This window comes from Bdellovibrio sp. SKB1291214, from assembly GCF_002209355.2.
In the GTDB taxonomy this organism is placed as follows: domain Bacteria; phylum Bdellovibrionota; class Bdellovibrionia; order Bdellovibrionales; family Bdellovibrionaceae; genus Bdellovibrio.
In genome coordinates this window covers 2,286,387-2,302,298 of record NZ_CP106855.1, presented here as the reverse complement: position 1 = coordinate 2,302,298, position 15,912 = coordinate 2,286,387, and the positions used below count along the sequence as shown (strand labels likewise).

Here is a 15,912-nt window from a genome sequence, read left to right as displayed (position 1 = left end):
TCTGGGAATTTCGGATTATGTATGGCCCTTATTCTAAGGAGAAATGATGTCTTCAGCGCGCAAGATTTATCACATGAAAGTCGAACAGATCATCGATCACACGCCGAGTGTTCGTGAGCTGGTGATAAAAACAGACAATCCAGAAGAGTTTCAGTTCAAAGCTGGCCAGTTTGTAATGTTGAATGTTCCCCAAGGTGAAGCAAAACCTGTTTTGCGCGCCTACTCGATCGCATCTGATGACAGAATTAAGAACGGTTTTAGACTACTTTTTAAATACGTTGATAACGGCATTGCCTCGACTTTTGTTTGGAACTTAAAGGGTGGAGAAACTCTGAATTTCACAGGGCCGTTCGGAAAAGTGTTCTTCCAGGAACCACCAACAGAACAAATCGTATTCTTGAATACAGGCACAGGTCTTTCGCAACACATTTGCTATCTTCTGTCTAAGAAAGAGCAGTATCCAAATTTGAAATACCGCCTGCTATTCGGCGTGCGCACTGAAAAAGACATGTACTACCAACCTGAACTGGAAGCATTGGCCAAAGAACTGCCGGATTTCAAATGGGAGTTTGTATTGAGTCGCCCACAGGATTCTTGGACTGGTAAAAAAGGTTATATCCAAAACTTTATTTCAGAATTTGATTATAAAAATATTCCGACAACATTTTACATGTGCGGTAACGGTGGCATGATCAAAGAAGTGAAACACCAGTTGATCGAGGTCGATGGCATCGACAAATCCCGCATCTGGTCCGAAGCTTTCGACTAAGAGTGATCGCAAAAAATCGTGCAGCTCTTGAATTGATATTAGCCGGAGCCCTCTGGGGTTTCGGCTTTGTTGCGACAGTATTTGCCCTTCGCGCTTTCACCCCGGCTGAGACTTTGGTATATCGTTTTTTGATAGCCTCTGTTTTTGGGGAGCTCATTTACATTTGTATGCGCAAGCCATCGCTGCTTTCGATGAAAGCCGACTTTAAACGCGCACTGCCTGCGGGATTTTTCTTAGGCGGTTTGATGATTTTGCAGACCATCGGTTTGCAATACACGACGGCCACCAAGAGTGGCTTTATCACCAGCCTGTACGTGATCTTAGTTCCGCTGATTAATACCTTGCTCTTCCGATCGCGCAGCAGCTGGATCAATTACGGCTTGGCAGCTTTGGCTTTGCTGGGAACGTTCTTTTTGATGGACGCTAAAATCACGGATATCAATGTTGGAGACCTTTGGACCCTGGCTTCGGCCGTGATGGCAGCAGGTCACATTATTTACATCGGAAAAATATCTAACAAAGTGGACAATGCATTTCGCTTTAACAATTTCCAATCCATTTGGACGTTGATTTTGCTCTCCCCGCTTTTATTCATTCAGCCCAGTCTGACACTGATCGCACCGTGGATTTCATGGTTGGGAGTTGTGATATTGGGAATGGGATCGAGTGTGATCGCGTTTTCGATTCAAATCCGAGCACAAAAGACATTATCGGATTCAACGGCCAGTATGATTTTCCTGTTGGAATCGCCGTTTGCAGCACTGTTTGGATTCTTGCTTTTAGCAGAGCGCCTGTCCTGGTTTCAAGGAGTTGGCGCTCTGATCATTATGGGAGCTTCTATCCTTCAGATTCTGTGGGACCCTTCTTCAAAGACCACAGGAACGCAATCCCAAGAATAATTGCACCGGAAAGACCCGTCACCCATTCAGGGATATGAACAAACGGAGCCGTCAGCATGACCAATGCCAGAACCCAGATCGCATAGAAAGCGCCATGCTCAAGATAGGCGAATTTCGCCAAAGCTTCTTTTTCCACAAACATGATCGTCAAGCTACGTACAAAGAACGCGCCGATCGATAAACCAATCATGATAATGAACAAGTTATGCGTGATAGCGAACGCTCCAACCACACCGTCAAAGCTGAATGAGGCATCTAGTACTTCCAGGTACAGGAAGCTTGCTGCACTTGCCTTATGAACGTTGTGCATTGTTTCTTCGGACGCTTCCATGAAAGCACCAATTCCATCAACCGCAACAAAGACAATCAAACCAGCCAGACCCGATTTCAAGAACGCATAGGATTCTTCCTGTTGAGGCATGAAATGAGCAATCGTGATCAAGATGACCAAAGCCAAACCAATTTCGATAGCCTCCACGCGGCCCAAGAACGCGAAAGGCTTTTCAAGAGGAGCCAACCAGTGTTCGATTTTTTCTGCATCAAAGAAGAAACGTAAAGCCACCATCAACAAGAAAGTTCCGCCGAAGGCTGCCACTTCCAAATGTGCTGCTAGCATAAGCTTCGCATATTCGTCGGGACGAGTCGCTGCCATCACCAAAGCTTCCCATGGGTTGATGCTTGCCATGACACTGACGATACCGAGTGGGAAGACCAAACGCATACCGAAGACAGCAATCAACATCCCCCACGTCAAAAAGCGATGGCGCCAAACGGGCGTCATGTCTTTAAGGATTGTGGCGTTAACGATCGCATTATCAAACGACAAAGAGATTTCAAGAACTGCCAGGACAGCCGCGATAAACAAAGCCTCAAGCCCTGCCGCTGTCGTGCCGCCGTAATATTGACCGACAAAGAAAGAGCCGATCAGACCCAGAATTGTAATAGCAATGGAACCAGTAAAGTATTTAAGCATCCCTTGAATTGATGCTATTTAAGGATCTTTTTCAAGAACTTTCCTGTTTCACTTTCTTTAACTTTTGTTACTTGTTCTGGTGTACCAGTCGCAACAATCAAACCGCCGTGCTTGCCGCCATCGGGACCTAAATCAATAACGTGATCGGCAGTCTTCACCACTTCCATAGCGTGCTCGATAACCAATACGGTGTTGCCTTGATCGGTCAGATCCTGAAGCAACTCTACCAGTTTTCTGACGTCGTCAAAATGCAAACCCGTGGTAGGTTCATCCAGAATATACAGTGTCTTACCCGTACCGCGTTTTGAAAGCTCTTTAGAAAGCTTCACACGCTGCGCTTCTCCCCCCGACAAGGTCGTCGAACTTTGACCCAAGGTCATGTAATCCAACCCCACTCGGTGGAGTGTTTCGAGTTTGCGATAGATATGGCTGTGATTTTTAAAGAACTCCAAAGCCTCGCCCACACTCATATCTAAAACATCAGCGATGGATTTTTCTTTATACTTCACATTCAAAGTTTCACGGTTGTAGCGACGCCCCAAGCACGTGTCACAAGTCACGAAGACGTCACTTAGAAAGTGCATCTCGACGCGGATTTGACCGTGCCCCATGCAGGTTTCACAGCGACCACCCTTGACGTTAAAGCTAAAGCGACCAGGCTCGTAACCGCGAAGTTTTGAGTCCGGCAAGTTCGCAAACAAGTCGCGAATCAAAGGGAACAACCCAACATATGTCGCTGGCGTTGAACGAGGTGTACGACCGATAGGTCTTTGATTGATATCGATGACTTTATCAAGCTTATCCAAGCCTTCAATTTTTTTATAAGGAGACGGTTCCGCCAAAGCCTTATAAAATTTTTGCGCCAAAATTTTGTACAACGTATCGATGATCAACGTCGATTTACCAGATCCCGACACTCCCGTAACGGCAGTCAAAGTTCCCAGTGGAATTTTCAAATCCACATTTTGCAGATTGTTGCCAGTGGCACCTTTTAGTTCGATGAACTGGCCATTGCCAGGACGACGCTGCTTAGGAACAGGAATACGCACTTCGCCTTTCAAGTACTTGCCCGTCAAAGAATTCGGATTGTTCTCCAACTCTTGTGGAGTTCCCTGTGCCATCATTTCGCCACCCAAGCGCCCCGCACGAGGTCCTAAGTCGACAACGAAATCAGCATATCGAATGGTATCTTCGTCATGTTCTACTAATAAAATGGTATTACCACGATCTTTTAACTCGCCAATGATATCCAGCAAACGATGGTGATCGCGCGGATGCAAACCAATACTTGGCTCATCCATCACATACAAGACACCAATCAATGAAGATCCCACTTGCGTTGCCAATCGAATACGTTGCGCTTCGCCGCCAGAAAGCGTGCGTGAAGAACGATTCATCGATAAATAGCTTGTACCCACACGGATCATGTAATCCAGACGGTCTGTCGCCTGCTTAATGATTTTTTCGGCAATCAATTGATCTTTGCTGCGCCATTTGATGCCTGCCAAAAACTCCCGCAAATCCGCAGCACTCATCACCGCCAACTCAGAAATTGTTTTTTCTGCGACTTTGATGTTCAAGGCTTCAGGTCTGAGACGTGAACCATGACAATCCGGACAGTCATGCAGAACCATGTCGTCGCCCTCTTCATCGTCCTCATCCGAAGTTTTTTTGCCTTTGTATTTATAAACGACCTTGTCGAGCTTTTTACCGCCGACTTCACCATCCGAGAACTGTTCTTCCTCTTCCAAATCCAAAGTGCCCAAGCCATTGCAAGTTTGGCAGGCGCCTCGTGGATTATTGAAAGAAAACATACGAGGTTCAATTTCAGGGAATGAGTATCCGCAAATAGGACAAGCGGAGTGAAGGGAATAATTCGTTCTTTCTCCGTCCAATGTTTCAATAATTACGCGGCCATTTGCCATCGAAAGAGCGGTGTTGATGCTTTCGCTGAGGCGCATCTTCATCGTGTCTTTCATAATCAATTGATCGACCACCAGGTCGATGTCATGGGTTTTAGTTTTCGCAAGCTTAGTAGCTTTATCAAGTTCGATCATTTTTCCATCGACCTTGGCTTTAACGAAACCTTTCTTAGCCCAACGTTGGAACTCGGCCAGGAACTCCCCTTTTTTTCCAGATGCCATTGGAGCCAAAACGTAAAACTTAGCGCCTTGGCCTTTTTTGATGACGTCATCGATAATCTGCTGCGGAGTTTGACTGCTCACTGGTATATGGTGCGTTGGGCATTCAGGCACGCCCACTTTAGCATACAGCAGACGAAGATAATCGTAGATTTCCGTCACCGTTCCGACAGTGGACCGCGGATTGGTACTGACAGATTTTTGGTCGATGGCAATCGCAGGCGACAAACCCGTGATCACATCCACATCTGGTTTTTTTAATTGCTCTAAGAAATTACGAGCATAAGCAGACAAACTTTCGACGTAACGACGTTGGCCTTCAGCATAAACCGTATCAAAGGCAAGCGACGATTTTCCAGAACCGCTGAGCCCCGTAAATACGGTGATCTTGTTCCTTGGAATAGTCACGCTGACATTCTTAAGGTTATGTTCTTTGGCGCCTTTTACTACGATACCATCTTCTGCTTGCGACATAGCCTGACAGTGTACGCCTGATGACTAGCGCACACAACCCTCTGGCCTAACGCCTTGGCGCATCACAAACGGCCCGCGCGCTTTACCTGTTAAGGGAAGGACTCAACTCTATGCTTTTTGGCGAATTTTGCTTTAATTCAGATAATCCATCAGGATTTGGTAGTGCTGATTCAATAGAACCGACTCGTCATGAGTTCCGCCCTTATCTGGGTGAAAAACGCGCGATAAAACTTTTTTAGCGTTCTTCAGCGACTCCTCGTCCAACGCATTTTCCATCGGAAAACCATTTACAGAAAAAAACTCGAAGGCCGCATTAACGTCTTGGGAAAACGTTGTGCCCTTTGCCGTTTTACTAGAAATGCCTTTTGCCCTGTTTTTGATTTCTTGTCGTTGAGCTTTAGCGCGCTCTTTTTGCTTTTGATACTGGAGCTTTTTAAATTCGGCTTGTTTTGCTTTGAAAGGCGACTCCACCACTTCGCACAAGGAGCCCTTTTCCAGATTTGTTTTGGAATCTAAAAAATCAGGGTGCTTTTTTTCGGTCTGCAAAAGAATCGCCCAGATATGTTTGCAGAAAGTCCCCTTCGCCGCCGAGCTGCACATGCAATCCACTGTGAAAGATGTGCTGGCGATGCTTTCCGCAACAAACAAAACCTTTACTGGCTTCGAAGCCTTTACGTAACCTTCAATGCGAGCGTCACCCGCCACAGAAAGCACAGCCAAACCCGCCGCAAAATCTTCGCGACCTTGCTTGCGCACTTCGGGTTTAAAAAAATGTTCGTAAAGCTTTTCAACTGACAACCTGGGATCCTTTGCAAACCACGAATGCAGTGTCTGCAAAAGACGATCTCAACTCAACAGATAATAAAACCGCGCCGCATCGGCTCACGGACATTGTGGCTGAGGCACCAATGAAAAAGGGAGCTTGCGGCTCCCTTGATTTTCTATTTGTTGGCTTTAGCTTGGCAATCCGGGCAGACGCCGTAAAGCTCAAGGATATGGTGAGTCAGTGCGAAACCGAATTGGTTCGCTACTTTTTCTTGTAGTTGCTCGATCGCGCGATTTTCGAATTCACAGATCTTACCGCACTTCACACACGTCAAATGGTCATGGTGACCCTTTGGTGTGAGCTCGTAACGAGCGGGCAAACCACCCATGCGCACTTCCGTAACGAAAGCGCCTTCAGTCAAAGTACGAAGGAAGCGGTAAACAGTGGCGAAACCGATTTCAGGATGGTCCTTCGCCAATTTTTCGTAAAGCTCTTGGGCTGTGACGTGACGACGTCCTTCGTGAAGAGTTTTAAGAATGGCCATTCGTTGAGAAGTCACCTTCAAGTTCAACGCACGGATGATCTTCTTGAGTTCAGCCTCATCAAATGGATCGTGATGGATCACAATGTCTTCATCATGTTGTCTTGGTAAAAGTGGTACTGAATCTCGTCCCATTCGTAGGCTCCTCGAACTCAAGTTTATAGGACGCCCCTGGGGTCAAAGTCCACTGTTCTGACAATGATTATCAGTTAGATTTCAAAAAGTGCGTAAATTCTTCCCGGCAGAGATATGGGATACCGCATTGTGCGGATGCAAACTCTCAACGTGGCTGAACTCAACGACGTAATCTAGAATATCGCTCTGTTTATCCAATGCTTCTTTGCCGCGACGAGCTGCGTCTTCACAGAACATCAGGTTTTGGCCATTTCGAAGAGCGAACTCCTGCTCGTCTTCACGTTTAACCGCACCTTGAACTGCCGTCTGCAAAGCATCTTCGATCACATCGATGATTTTTGCGTAGTCATAATTTGGACCGACTTCAATTTTCACACGGGCAAAACTGCGTTGCGCATGCGGAGTCGCCACGATCCCTTGAGTCGTTCCCAACCATTGGTGAACCACATCAAAATCTAACGATGTCGCTCCAAATTGCTGTTTGAAGTTGTCTTGAATCAACTGGCGAGACAGCGCCGCGGAGGCAGGACATGTTGAAGAATAAGTAATCACGGCTTCAACATAGTATTTCTTAACACCGTTTTCATTGAAAGCTGACAGCGTGACAGGATAAGAGCGCCATGCTTGGTTCGCACTCTTTAAAGCCTTACGTACCAATGGCGCTTCGAATTGAACTTGGATCAAAGCTTGTGTGGAAAGCTCTTCGTGAGTTTTCAAAAACTCGTCTGTTGCTTGTCCCAAAAGACCCAATGTCATTTCGTTTTTTGAAAGTGTTTCCTGAGTGATCAAATACAAGCGCGACATATGAATGCCACGGGAAGGTTTTTTATCAAGACTGACTTTCGCATCAGCGCGCGCAGGAATGCGATACACGCCATCAGCTTGTTTTAATAAAATAGGAAGTTCGATGGAACCCATACCCACCCAATCAATGGGAGCGAATTTTTCTGTATGAGTTTCTTTAGCGACGTCTGGAAGATGTTTGTTCGTCATGGTTTTGCCTTGTACCGCAGATTCCCTGTAAAGACTCTGTTTTTATAGTTTTTACAGCGAAATTGAAATATAACCGATAACATGAAAAAGCAACTGATCCTGGCTTCGACCTCCAAATACAGACAAGAACTTCTCTCTCGTTTGGCTGTGCCTTTTACTGCTCAACCGCCTGCTATCGACGAGGATAAGCATAAAGATCCCACACTGGCTCCCCGCGCTTTAGCTGAACACTTAGCCTTCCTTAAGGCTCAAAGCCTTAAGGGCGAAGGAAAAGTCGTTATCGGTGGAGATCAGCTGGTTTCTTTTGAGGGCCGCATCATTGGCAAGGCGCATACGCGTGACAAGGCGATTGAGCAACTGATGAGCATGCAGGGTAAAATCCACGAGCTTGTGACAGCAATTTGCGTTTTTGACGGCGAAAAAGCCATCCCCTATACCGACATCACGCGCATGCATATGAAAGCGATGAGTCGCGAGCAGATCGAACGCTATGTTGACCTCGACATGCCGACGGACTGCGCCGGAAGCTATAAGATCGAAAAACACGGAATCATGCTGTTTTCCAAAATTGAATCCCAAGATTTTACGGCCATTCAAGGATTACCCTTGATTGAACTGTCAAAAATATTAGAGACTTGTAGTCCGCTTTAAGCCGAACATTTGGTTCCGGCCCCGCGTACCTGAGGAGTCATCTATGAACGACATGCAAAAGAAATTATTCGATGCCGCGGCTGTAGCCCAAAAACGCGCCCACGCGCCCTACTCCGGCGCCCATATCGGTGCCGCTGTTTTGATGGCTGACGGTCAAATTTTTAACGGCTGCAATGTTGAAAATGCATCTTACGGTGGAACTGTGTGTGCGGAGCGAGTGGCTTTGTGGAAAGCTGTTAGCGAAGGCGCTTCGAAATCTGTGAAAGAAGTGATGGTTATCAGCGACGCTGACAAACCATGGCCACCGTGTGGATTCTGCCGCCAAGTGATCGCAGAGTTCGGTAGCGAAGAAACTTTGATCTATACTGCCAACCTAACTGGAAAAATGAAGACCTTCAAATTTGGAGAGATCTTCCCAGAAGCTTTCACACCGAAACATTTGGACTAAGCCTGTCTACACTGCTGCTCGCATAGCAGTACCAAAAAAGCCCGGTCTCCCGGGCTTTTTTATTTTTATTCAATTAAATCGCAACCGCCGTAAACGATGACTTCGTCGTAGGCAGTTTTTAGAAGACCCGCGTTTTCGTAAATGCGGTTCGTGTTTTCGTCACGGCCTGGCTTGCCGAAAGCTACTTCTAAAACTATATCATCCTCGGTGGCGCCAGATATTTTCATCGAAAGAGCACCATCTTTAACGTAAGATTCCGTAACGTACCCCATCTCGCCCGGAGTCGTATAGTGCTCATAAGTCACCATATCTCCCACCTGCCCGATCTTTTCACCCTTGGCCAACACAACCATGCGGATTGTTGGGTTGGTGAAAAGGCAGATCAGAGTTGGTTTGCCTGCGAGAGCGGACAGGCTGAACAAAGACACAATCAAAGAGGCAAACATGGAAAAACGTTTCATATGAAAGCCTATCTGTATTGAACAAAGTAATTATAGAACTCACCTTGCTGTACTTGGATTTGGTATTTCATCGTCTGAAGTTCTTTAATATAAGGAACTAAATCCCGATCTCCATGGTTTGTCAGAATCTGTGCAGCTTGATTCAACAGTTGCATTGTTCTTTCACGGTATAAGAACCATTGTTCGTTCGTCAAAATGCCATCTCCATCGGCAATTTTAAAATGCACGCGAAGTCCGTAGTGATCGGACAATGGCTCCTTCAACGGACCACGCATGTTGATTTCTCCAGCCACGGCTTTGATGCGTGTATCGGCGCCGCCCGCATTCGATACAAAGATATAATCCAAAATATGATCCCCAGGCATCCAACTGTGAGGATTGTTTGCACAGTAAGTGCAATAGCCTGGAGGATAAGTTCCACCCAAAGTATCTTGGAACGAATCATGAAGTCCCATCAAGGCCATCATCAACTCGCGTTCGAAAGATTTTTCGTTAGCGTTAAAATCTCCAGACATCAACATTTTCAAATTGGGATTACGCAAACGCCAGTTCGCCATGTCGATTATTTGTGTGATGCGGATTTCGGTGCTCATGGGATGCAAGTGAGTGTTCACGAAATAAAAGTCTTCACTCATTTCAGGCAAGCGAGCTTGAACAATATGAAAGGCCTTTTTAACACCGAAGGTTTCGCGGATTTCATCTAAAAAGCCGCCCAAATTGTTAATGTTGAAATCAAATGTCCACGTGGCTTTGATATCACCATCAAACATCGACATCACACCGATACGACTCTCACGATTCGGAGAACTAATATGGTAGGAGCTTCCCACAGCGGATTCGATCTGATCGATATTGGAAGCGTTCCAAACTTCTTGAAGTTGAACCACACGACAACGAGGAACTGCTTTTAACAGTGACCCAATCCAATCCATTCGTTCTGTGGTATTCGGAGCGTAAAGCGGTCCATACGCATTAAAATTTTGCATACAGAATTCTTGTGAAGGTGCCGCCACCATCGCCATCTGCGCCTGTGCCTTCACCGCCGTGAAAGTCGACAAGAACACTAAAAGACCTAAAATAGTTTTCATTGAATCCCCTCAACTATCCTTCAGTAAGGTCAAAATATGCTCATGTCTGATAGCTAGAATCGATAGAAAATGCACGTTGTCATTTGGTCATTCTAAAGAAAGGACGTTAACAATATGTTTATACGGAATATAGACGTTTTAAAGGAAAAGAATTCGTCCACAGGAAACCTTTTACAGAGTCAGGGAGTAGCCTTTAGACAGATTGTGGATGTGAATTTCAGCCAAGAAGCTGTCACTGTCGAGCTCCCCGCCTTGGTGCAAAGCGAGTTTGGATTGCAGTTCTTCAAAGTTTTTCGCTGCGAGATTCTTTAAGATCTTAAAGCCTTCGTGAGCAAAATCAGTTTCGCAGTCTTGCGTTCTTAACCACACGAATTCAACCTTGCACAAAGATGCGTCCTCAGGAACAGCTAGGAAACCTTCTAAATAATGAGAGTGCTTAACCAGCATCTCTACCGGAGATTGCAAATGGTTCCAGGCAAAACCCCAGCCGCGCTCTTCGCGGAAATCTAAACTGATAAGTTCAGCGTCCTCTTCGACGGCGTTTCCCGTTAGGTTCAGTCTTGTCACCGCCAAAATTTCGGCGAAGGCATGACTCAAACTATCGGATTCGGATTCAAATACGGTGTGCTCCAGGTCACTTTTAAGTTCGGCCAACCATTGATCGACCAAAACTAAGTTCACACTCATTCCCGACAGCGGATTGATCTCTTTCGAGAACCCCGCTGCCAACTTAAACAAAAAGCCCCGTCTTGCGGACGAGGCTGTTTGAAGTACGATTGAAATAGAAATTTCGCGTACAAACTGAAGCACGGATTACATTTCCAATACTTGTTTGTTCATTGTCAGGTGAGAGTTCTTACGGAATTGGTTGACCCAAGCTTCGAACATACCATCACCACGGCGTTTTTGCGCCATTTCAAGAGTCATCGGCTCAAGTGCTTTTCCGCCTTCCATTTTTACTTCTTTAAGTTTCAAAACGTATTTGGAGTTTCCGTCACGAACCAGGCGCTTCAACAGGGGTTGAGCTTTCGTCAGTTCGAAGACAGATTCAGTCGCCACTTTGCTAGTGATTTTTGGGAACTGATCTGCGCCCAATTCCACCAAACCAGTCTCTTCCCAACCGGCTTTCATTTCTTTAAGCTGTGCATTCACAGCGGCTTCATCGCCTTTCGTCAAAGCTTCATCCAGAGCTTTGATGGCAGCTTCGGCTTTTTCCTTAGTCATCGCTTTGATCAAAGCATCTTCTTCAATTTTCACGAAAGACACGTTGATTTTACCACCGCGAAGCTCTTGCATTTTATTTGCTTCAGCTTGAGAAGTGCGGTTCACGATTTCAAATAAGTGACGCGCACGAACATTCGTGATGTCTTTCTTCATTTTACTTTCAAAGTCGCCGGCAGTGAAACGGTTTCCTTCCAGGAAGTTTCTGTAGATTTCCTTTTGGAAAACGCCATTAGTTTGGAACTGTGGGATATCTTTGGTTAAGAAATCAGCCAACTCTCTGTCTGTTGCCAAAATGCCTTCGGAATGTGCAGCTTGTGCCACAAGTTCATTGCGGATTAAGTTCTCAATCGCTTGCTGGCGAAGGAGTTGACGCTGAGAGCTAAAATCCATCTGACTGCCAAAGATGCTTTTATAGTATTCGGAAACACGGGTTTCTTCTCTTTGGAAATCACCTACGGAGATCAACGCGTTGTTCACACGAGCCACCGAGCCCACGCTCATGCCCATCTTTGCACCCACGTCCATAAATACGAAAGTAAGAATGATCGCACCGAAAAGAATGATCGCTGTGACACTCTTAGCGTTCAGCTTTCTTTTCATTTTATCTGCCATATTTTCGCTCATAAAATTCCTTCCTGAAACAAAGCTTCCAAACAAGCGGCTTCATTACCTTACGAATTTTTATTTTTTTCAAGGGGAAATTGTTGAATTCCTTAACTCTTTTGATAGCGTTGGAAAGTATTAGGTAGGTGACATTTGAACTTTTTCAACTTTGATCTCAAAAAACTTGTGCTCATCGGAATCGTTTTGGCTTTGCCACTCATTTCCATCAACATGCAGCAACGTCCTCAAGAATCTCACTGGTTGGTAAAACCATTTAGCATGTTAGGCAGCGCTGTGTCCGAAACTTTTTATGGTTTCAGCAGCGGGGTCAAGGATACGACGGCGATGTACGTAAACTTGATTGATATCAAAAAGAAAAGTGAAGAACTTCATAGCACCAACAACGAATTGCAAAGCCGTTTGCAATCGATGAACGAGCTTGAAATTGAAAACACCCGCCTGCGCGGTTTGTTGGAATTTAAAACGCAAACAAAAATGAAACTGACTTCGGCCCAAGTTATCGGCCGTGACTTGGTGATTGATCACAACACAGTGACCATCAATAAAGGAACACAGGATGGTTTGAAGGCCGGAATGGCCGTGATCACAACTTCGGGTGTTTTAGGTTACATCTTTAAACCAGAGCCCTTCACAGCTCACGTGATGTTGATCACAGATCGTTATGCGGTCGTTGACGGTATCGTTCAAAGAACACGTGCTCACGGTATCGTTGAAGGTAAATCACAAACAAGCTGTGCTCTGAAATACGTAGAGCGTACGGAAGACGTTAAAGAAGGCGACCTGGTGGTAACAGGCGGTTTGGACAATATCTTCCCGAAAGGCTTCCCAGTTGCGATCGTTGAATCCGTTGAAAGAAAAACCTTCTCTGTTTCCTTGAAAGTAGATTTGCGCCCCGTTGTAGACCCTTACAAAGTTGAAGAAGTGTTCATCATTGTTGATTCTTCTAAAGAGGACTTCGGCGATAAGTACGCTCCGCAAGCAGCTGCCGCTGATGGTGTTGTCCCTAATGCAACTCCAGGAACAGATGCTCCTCCAGTCAATCAAGCGCATCCAGCAGCGACACCTACTTTGGTAAAACCAGGCACAACACCGGCCGCATCACCGACTGCGACTCCGGCGGCATCTGTAGCGCCAAAAACGACACCTAAAGAAGCGCCTAAAGCACCCCCAGCAGCTAAACCACAGGAGAATCCATAGTGAAAATCCGCTGGAATGCGACTTTAAACTTTTTAATTTTCTTAGCGGCCCTGCTGGTAGCTGCTGGAATTCAATCCACTTTGTGGTTTCAATTCTTTGGCAACGTCCCGGCTCCGCTATTGTGGTTGAATTTGATTGTCTATATGACTCTTTATCGCAAACCCTTCCCGGCAATTTTTATGATCTATGCAATGGGAGCGATTTTGCTGATCTTTACAGCCATGCCCCTTAAGATGATGCTGTTCTCGCTTTTGATTTTGTTCATCTTGGTTTACGGGATCAAAAGCCGCGTCTTCTGGAGTGGTGCTGGTTACTATACTATTATGTGTGGTTTTTCCGCGGTCGCTTATCACCTTATTTATTTCTTCCTGTCTTTAGTGATGGAAAGAAACCCTGCAAGTTTTGAAATCGTTGATCGTTTGGTGCAAATCATTCTGACACCAACCTTTGCCTTCCTTATGTATTTTGTGCTGGCAAGAATCGACAAAGTCACTCAGGACGAACTTGTTCACGAGCCTGGAGGATTTGATCTATGAGTACGTACGTCAGCAATCCGGATGAGGCTAAGGAATATCAAAGCCGCTACAGACTGTTCTATATATTGATCGCTTTCACGTTCAGTATCTTCACGATGCGTTTGTGGTATTTGCAAATCATCTCCGGTAACGAGCTTCGCGAGTTCTCCGAGAAAAATCGTATCAAGCAAAATAAAATCACTGCTCCCCGTGGTTTGATGTTGGACCGTGATGGCAAAGTTTTGGTTGAAAATCTTCCGGGCTTTGAGGTTTTACTAACGCCCCAATATATTGAGGATCTTCAAGCCTTAGCAGGAACTATTGGTCCGATTTTAGGCATGGAGCCAGAAAAAGTCGTTCAAAAGGTTCAAAAGAGCCGCAAACAGAATGGTCCTTTCGCGCAAATTCGTTTGAAAGAGAATTTAAGCCGCGAGGAAGTATTCCGTTTGAAACGAGTTCGCCTGGATACTCCGGGACTTGAGATTCGTGAATCTATCGTTCGTTACTATCCACTGAAAGAAAACGGCGCGCAGTTATACGGCTATGTCGGCGAAATCTCGAAACGTCAAATTCCTATCTTTAACGACCTTTACAAGGGTTTCTTGAAGTTCGATCAAGGTGACATCGTTGGTAAATCTGGTTTGGAAGAAACATTGGAACGCGATATTCGTGGAACTGATGGTATCTCCTTCATCCAGGTCGATGCCCACGGTCGCGAGGCTGTCACACAAACTCCGAATATTTATGGCGAACAAATTCGCGATCAAGTTCCAGTGCATGGAAACAACGCGGTTCTAACGATCGATCGCGATATCCAAGAAGCTGCTTACAAAGCCTTTAATGTCACTGGCGTTGATAACCGCGGTCATATCGGCGGCATCATGGTGATGAAAACAAACGGCGAAGTTTTGGCGTGGGTGTCTGCTCCATCCTTTGACCCGAATGAATTCTCGACAGGTATTTCGCCACAAACTTGGTCGCGCTTGATCAACGATCCGTTCAAACCGCTGCGTAATAAGATCATTCAAGATCACAACCCGCCGGGTTCAACATTTAAACCATTGGTAGCCGTAGCTGCATTGAGTGAGAAAGTTATAACTCCATCAACCATCGTGGCCGCTCCGGGTGTGTTCTATTTCGGTCGTCGTCCTTACCATGATGCCTTGAAACAGGGTCACGGTAACATCACGGTTTATCAAGCCATCGAAGAATCTTCGAACGTGTTCTTCTATAAAATGGGTATCGCATTGGGTGTAGATAAAATGTACGACTATATCTATCCAATGGGTATCGGTCAGAAAACGGGTATCGAGCTTTCTCGTGAAGTGTCCGGTATTATGCCGAACTCTGCATGGAAGAAAGCCACTGTGGGCGAAGAATGGCAACCCGGGGAAAACTTGTCGACAGCAATCGGTCAAGGTTTCGTAACGGTGACTCCGATCTCCATGGCAATTGCTTACAACGCTATCGCCACGGAAGGTAAGGTTGTGAAGCCTTTCATCATCCGTAAGATCTTAGATCAAGATGGCAAAGTGCTTCGCGAAAACTTCCCGCAAGTGGTGCGTGATTTACAACAGCCACAGCCAAACGGCATCAAAATCACTCCGGAAACTTTCAAAGTCGTTAAAGAAGGTATGCGCTTGGTGGCGAATGGTAACAAGGGTACTGCCCGCTATTGGAAAGTCCCAGGGGTTGAATTCGCTGGTAAAACAGGAACAGCCCAGGTCATGGGATTCTCTGCAGATCAGATTCACGCAAGCTGTACGGCTCGTCCGATGCACATGCGACATCACGGCTGGTTCGTTTCTTATGCTCCGGCTGAAAATCCAGAGATCGTTGTTGCAATTTTGGCCGAGCACTCGTGTCACGGTAACACTGGTGGTGTTCCCATCGCACGCGACATTTACAATGCTTACTTCCAAAAATACCATCCAGATATCATTGCCAATGCGATCAAAAACAAAGGCGTGAAAAAGAAAGTCGAAGCTGCGACTACGAGTGAGGGAGAATAAT

At 45.8% G+C, this 15,912-nt stretch carries 16 protein-coding genes; 7 read left to right on the top strand and 9 right to left on the bottom strand.

Annotated elements, in window-relative coordinates:
• Window positions 1–43: 43 nt before the first annotated feature.
• Both B9G69_RS11380 and B9G69_RS11375 read left to right on the top strand, forming a co-directional pair.
• Window positions 44–769 carry an FAD-binding oxidoreductase gene (locus tag B9G69_RS11380; protein ID WP_265437747.1) on the top strand — a complete coding sequence of 242 codons (726 nt, stop codon included), beginning with the start codon at window positions 44–46 and terminating at the stop codon, window positions 767–769.
• A gap of 2 nt (window positions 770–771) precedes the next feature.
• Window positions 772–1,668, top strand: coding sequence for a DMT family transporter (locus B9G69_RS11375; RefSeq protein ID WP_254916819.1), 897 nt, complete (start codon window positions 772–774; stop codon window positions 1,666–1,668).
• Here B9G69_RS11375 and B9G69_RS11370 read toward each other — a convergent pair.
• The 5 genes from B9G69_RS11370 to folE2 form a co-directional block, all read right to left on the bottom strand.
• Window positions 1,607–2,641 (bottom strand): DUF475 domain-containing protein, encoded by a 1,035-nt coding sequence (locus B9G69_RS11370; protein WP_088614945.1) that lies wholly within the window; start codon window positions 2,639–2,641, stop codon window positions 1,607–1,609. The genes B9G69_RS11375 and B9G69_RS11370 overlap by 62 nt on opposite strands.
• Before the next feature lie 14 nt (window positions 2,642–2,655).
• On the bottom strand, window positions 2,656–5,256 hold the full coding sequence (gene uvrA, locus B9G69_RS11365; RefSeq protein WP_265437746.1) for an excinuclease ABC subunit UvrA: 2,601 nt from the start codon (window positions 5,254–5,256) through the stop codon (window positions 2,656–2,658).
• A 132-nt stretch (window positions 5,257–5,388) separates the two neighbouring features.
• Window positions 5,389–6,054, bottom strand: coding sequence for a hypothetical protein (locus B9G69_RS11360; protein WP_088614947.1), 666 nt, complete (start codon window positions 6,052–6,054; stop codon window positions 5,389–5,391).
• Between the two features lie 143 nt (window positions 6,055–6,197).
• The gene (locus B9G69_RS11355) at window positions 6,198–6,698 is read right to left on the bottom strand and encodes a Fur family transcriptional regulator (protein ID WP_088614948.1); all 501 of its coding nucleotides are present in this window, start codon (window positions 6,696–6,698) and stop codon (window positions 6,198–6,200) included.
• An 81-nt stretch (window positions 6,699–6,779) separates the two neighbouring features.
• The gene (gene folE2, locus B9G69_RS11350; protein ID WP_088614949.1) at window positions 6,780–7,691 is read right to left on the bottom strand and encodes a GTP cyclohydrolase FolE2; all 912 of its coding nucleotides are present in this window, start codon (window positions 7,689–7,691) and stop codon (window positions 6,780–6,782) included.
• An 81-nt stretch (window positions 7,692–7,772) separates the two neighbouring features.
• Between folE2 and B9G69_RS11345 the strand changes: the two genes are divergently transcribed.
• Both B9G69_RS11345 and B9G69_RS11340 read left to right on the top strand, forming a co-directional pair.
• On the top strand, window positions 7,773–8,342 hold the full coding sequence (locus B9G69_RS11345) for a Maf family protein (RefSeq protein ID WP_088614950.1): 570 nt from the start codon (window positions 7,773–7,775) through the stop codon (window positions 8,340–8,342).
• Window positions 8,343–8,385: 43 nt separating this feature from the next.
• Window positions 8,386–8,790: a cytidine deaminase gene (locus B9G69_RS11340; protein WP_088614951.1), complete on the top strand. Its 405-nt coding sequence runs from the start codon at window positions 8,386–8,388 to the stop codon at window positions 8,788–8,790.
• 65 nt (window positions 8,791–8,855) lie between these two features.
• On the opposite strand, the gene B9G69_RS11335 is transcribed toward B9G69_RS11340, so the two are convergent.
• The 4 genes from B9G69_RS11335 to B9G69_RS11320 form a co-directional block, all read right to left on the bottom strand.
• Entirely contained in the window at window positions 8,856–9,251 is a 396-nt protein-coding gene (locus B9G69_RS11335) for a hypothetical protein (protein WP_088614952.1), read from the bottom strand.
• A gap of 8 nt (window positions 9,252–9,259) precedes the next feature.
• Entirely contained in the window at window positions 9,260–10,339 is a 1,080-nt protein-coding gene (locus B9G69_RS11330) for an endonuclease/exonuclease/phosphatase family protein (protein WP_088614953.1), read from the bottom strand.
• Window positions 10,340–10,510: 171 nt separating this feature from the next.
• Complete coding sequence (locus B9G69_RS11325; RefSeq protein ID WP_088614954.1) at window positions 10,511–11,149, bottom strand: hypothetical protein; 639 nt, start codon at window positions 11,147–11,149, stop codon at window positions 10,511–10,513.
• Window positions 11,150–11,152: 3 nt separating this feature from the next.
• Window positions 11,153–12,187, bottom strand: a complete 1,035-nt coding sequence (locus B9G69_RS11320; RefSeq protein ID WP_254916820.1) for a SurA N-terminal domain-containing protein — start codon at window positions 12,185–12,187, stop codon at window positions 11,153–11,155.
• A gap of 165 nt (window positions 12,188–12,352) precedes the next feature.
• Here B9G69_RS11320 and mreC point away from each other — a divergent pair, with 165 nt between their 5' ends.
• The 3 genes from mreC to mrdA are packed head-to-tail and all read left to right on the top strand — an operon-like array spanning window position 12,353 to window position 15,911.
• Window positions 12,353–13,384 carry a rod shape-determining protein MreC gene (gene mreC, locus B9G69_RS11315; protein WP_265437745.1) on the top strand — a complete coding sequence of 344 codons (1,032 nt, stop codon included), beginning with the start codon at window positions 12,353–12,355 and terminating at the stop codon, window positions 13,382–13,384.
• Entirely contained in the window at window positions 13,384–13,920 is a 537-nt protein-coding gene (locus B9G69_RS11310) for a hypothetical protein (RefSeq protein ID WP_088614956.1), read from the top strand. Before mreC ends, B9G69_RS11310 begins: the two co-directional genes overlap by 1 nt.
• On the top strand, window positions 13,917–15,911 hold the full coding sequence (mrdA, locus tag B9G69_RS11305; RefSeq protein ID WP_088614957.1) for a penicillin-binding protein 2: 1,995 nt from the start codon (window positions 13,917–13,919) through the stop codon (window positions 15,909–15,911). The genes B9G69_RS11310 and mrdA overlap by 4 nt, the downstream gene beginning before the upstream one ends.
• Window position 15,912: the final 1 nt, after the last annotated feature.

Bases quoted from the DNA above. Each gene is read 5' to 3' on its own strand.
- folE2 (WP_088614949.1), bottom strand. From the start codon at position 7,691: ATGACGAACAAACATCTTCCAGACGTCGCTAAAGAAACTCATACAGAA.
- B9G69_RS11380 (WP_265437747.1), top strand. From the start codon at position 44: ATGATGTCTTCAGCGCGCAAGATTTATCACATGAAAGTCGAACAGATC.
- B9G69_RS11345 (WP_088614950.1), top strand. From the start codon at position 7,773: ATGAAAAAGCAACTGATCCTGGCTTCGACCTCCAAATACAGACAAGAA.
- B9G69_RS11355 (WP_088614948.1), bottom strand. From the start codon at position 6,698: ATGGGACGAGATTCAGTACCACTTTTACCAAGACAACATGATGAAGAC.
- B9G69_RS11340 (WP_088614951.1), top strand. From the start codon at position 8,386: ATGAACGACATGCAAAAGAAATTATTCGATGCCGCGGCTGTAGCCCAA.
- B9G69_RS11335 (WP_088614952.1), bottom strand. From the start codon at position 9,251: ATGAAACGTTTTTCCATGTTTGCCTCTTTGATTGTGTCTTTGTTCAGC.
- uvrA (WP_265437746.1), bottom strand. From the start codon at position 5,256: ATGTCGCAAGCAGAAGATGGTATCGTAGTAAAAGGCGCCAAAGAACAT.
- B9G69_RS11330 (WP_088614953.1), bottom strand. From the start codon at position 10,339: ATGAAAACTATTTTAGGTCTTTTAGTGTTCTTGTCGACTTTCACGGCG.
- mrdA (WP_088614957.1), top strand. From the start codon at position 13,917: ATGAGTACGTACGTCAGCAATCCGGATGAGGCTAAGGAATATCAAAGC.
- B9G69_RS11320 (WP_254916820.1), bottom strand. From the start codon at position 12,187: ATGAGCGAAAATATGGCAGATAAAATGAAAAGAAAGCTGAACGCTAAG.
- B9G69_RS11370 (WP_088614945.1), bottom strand. From the start codon at position 2,641: ATGCTTAAATACTTTACTGGTTCCATTGCTATTACAATTCTGGGTCTG.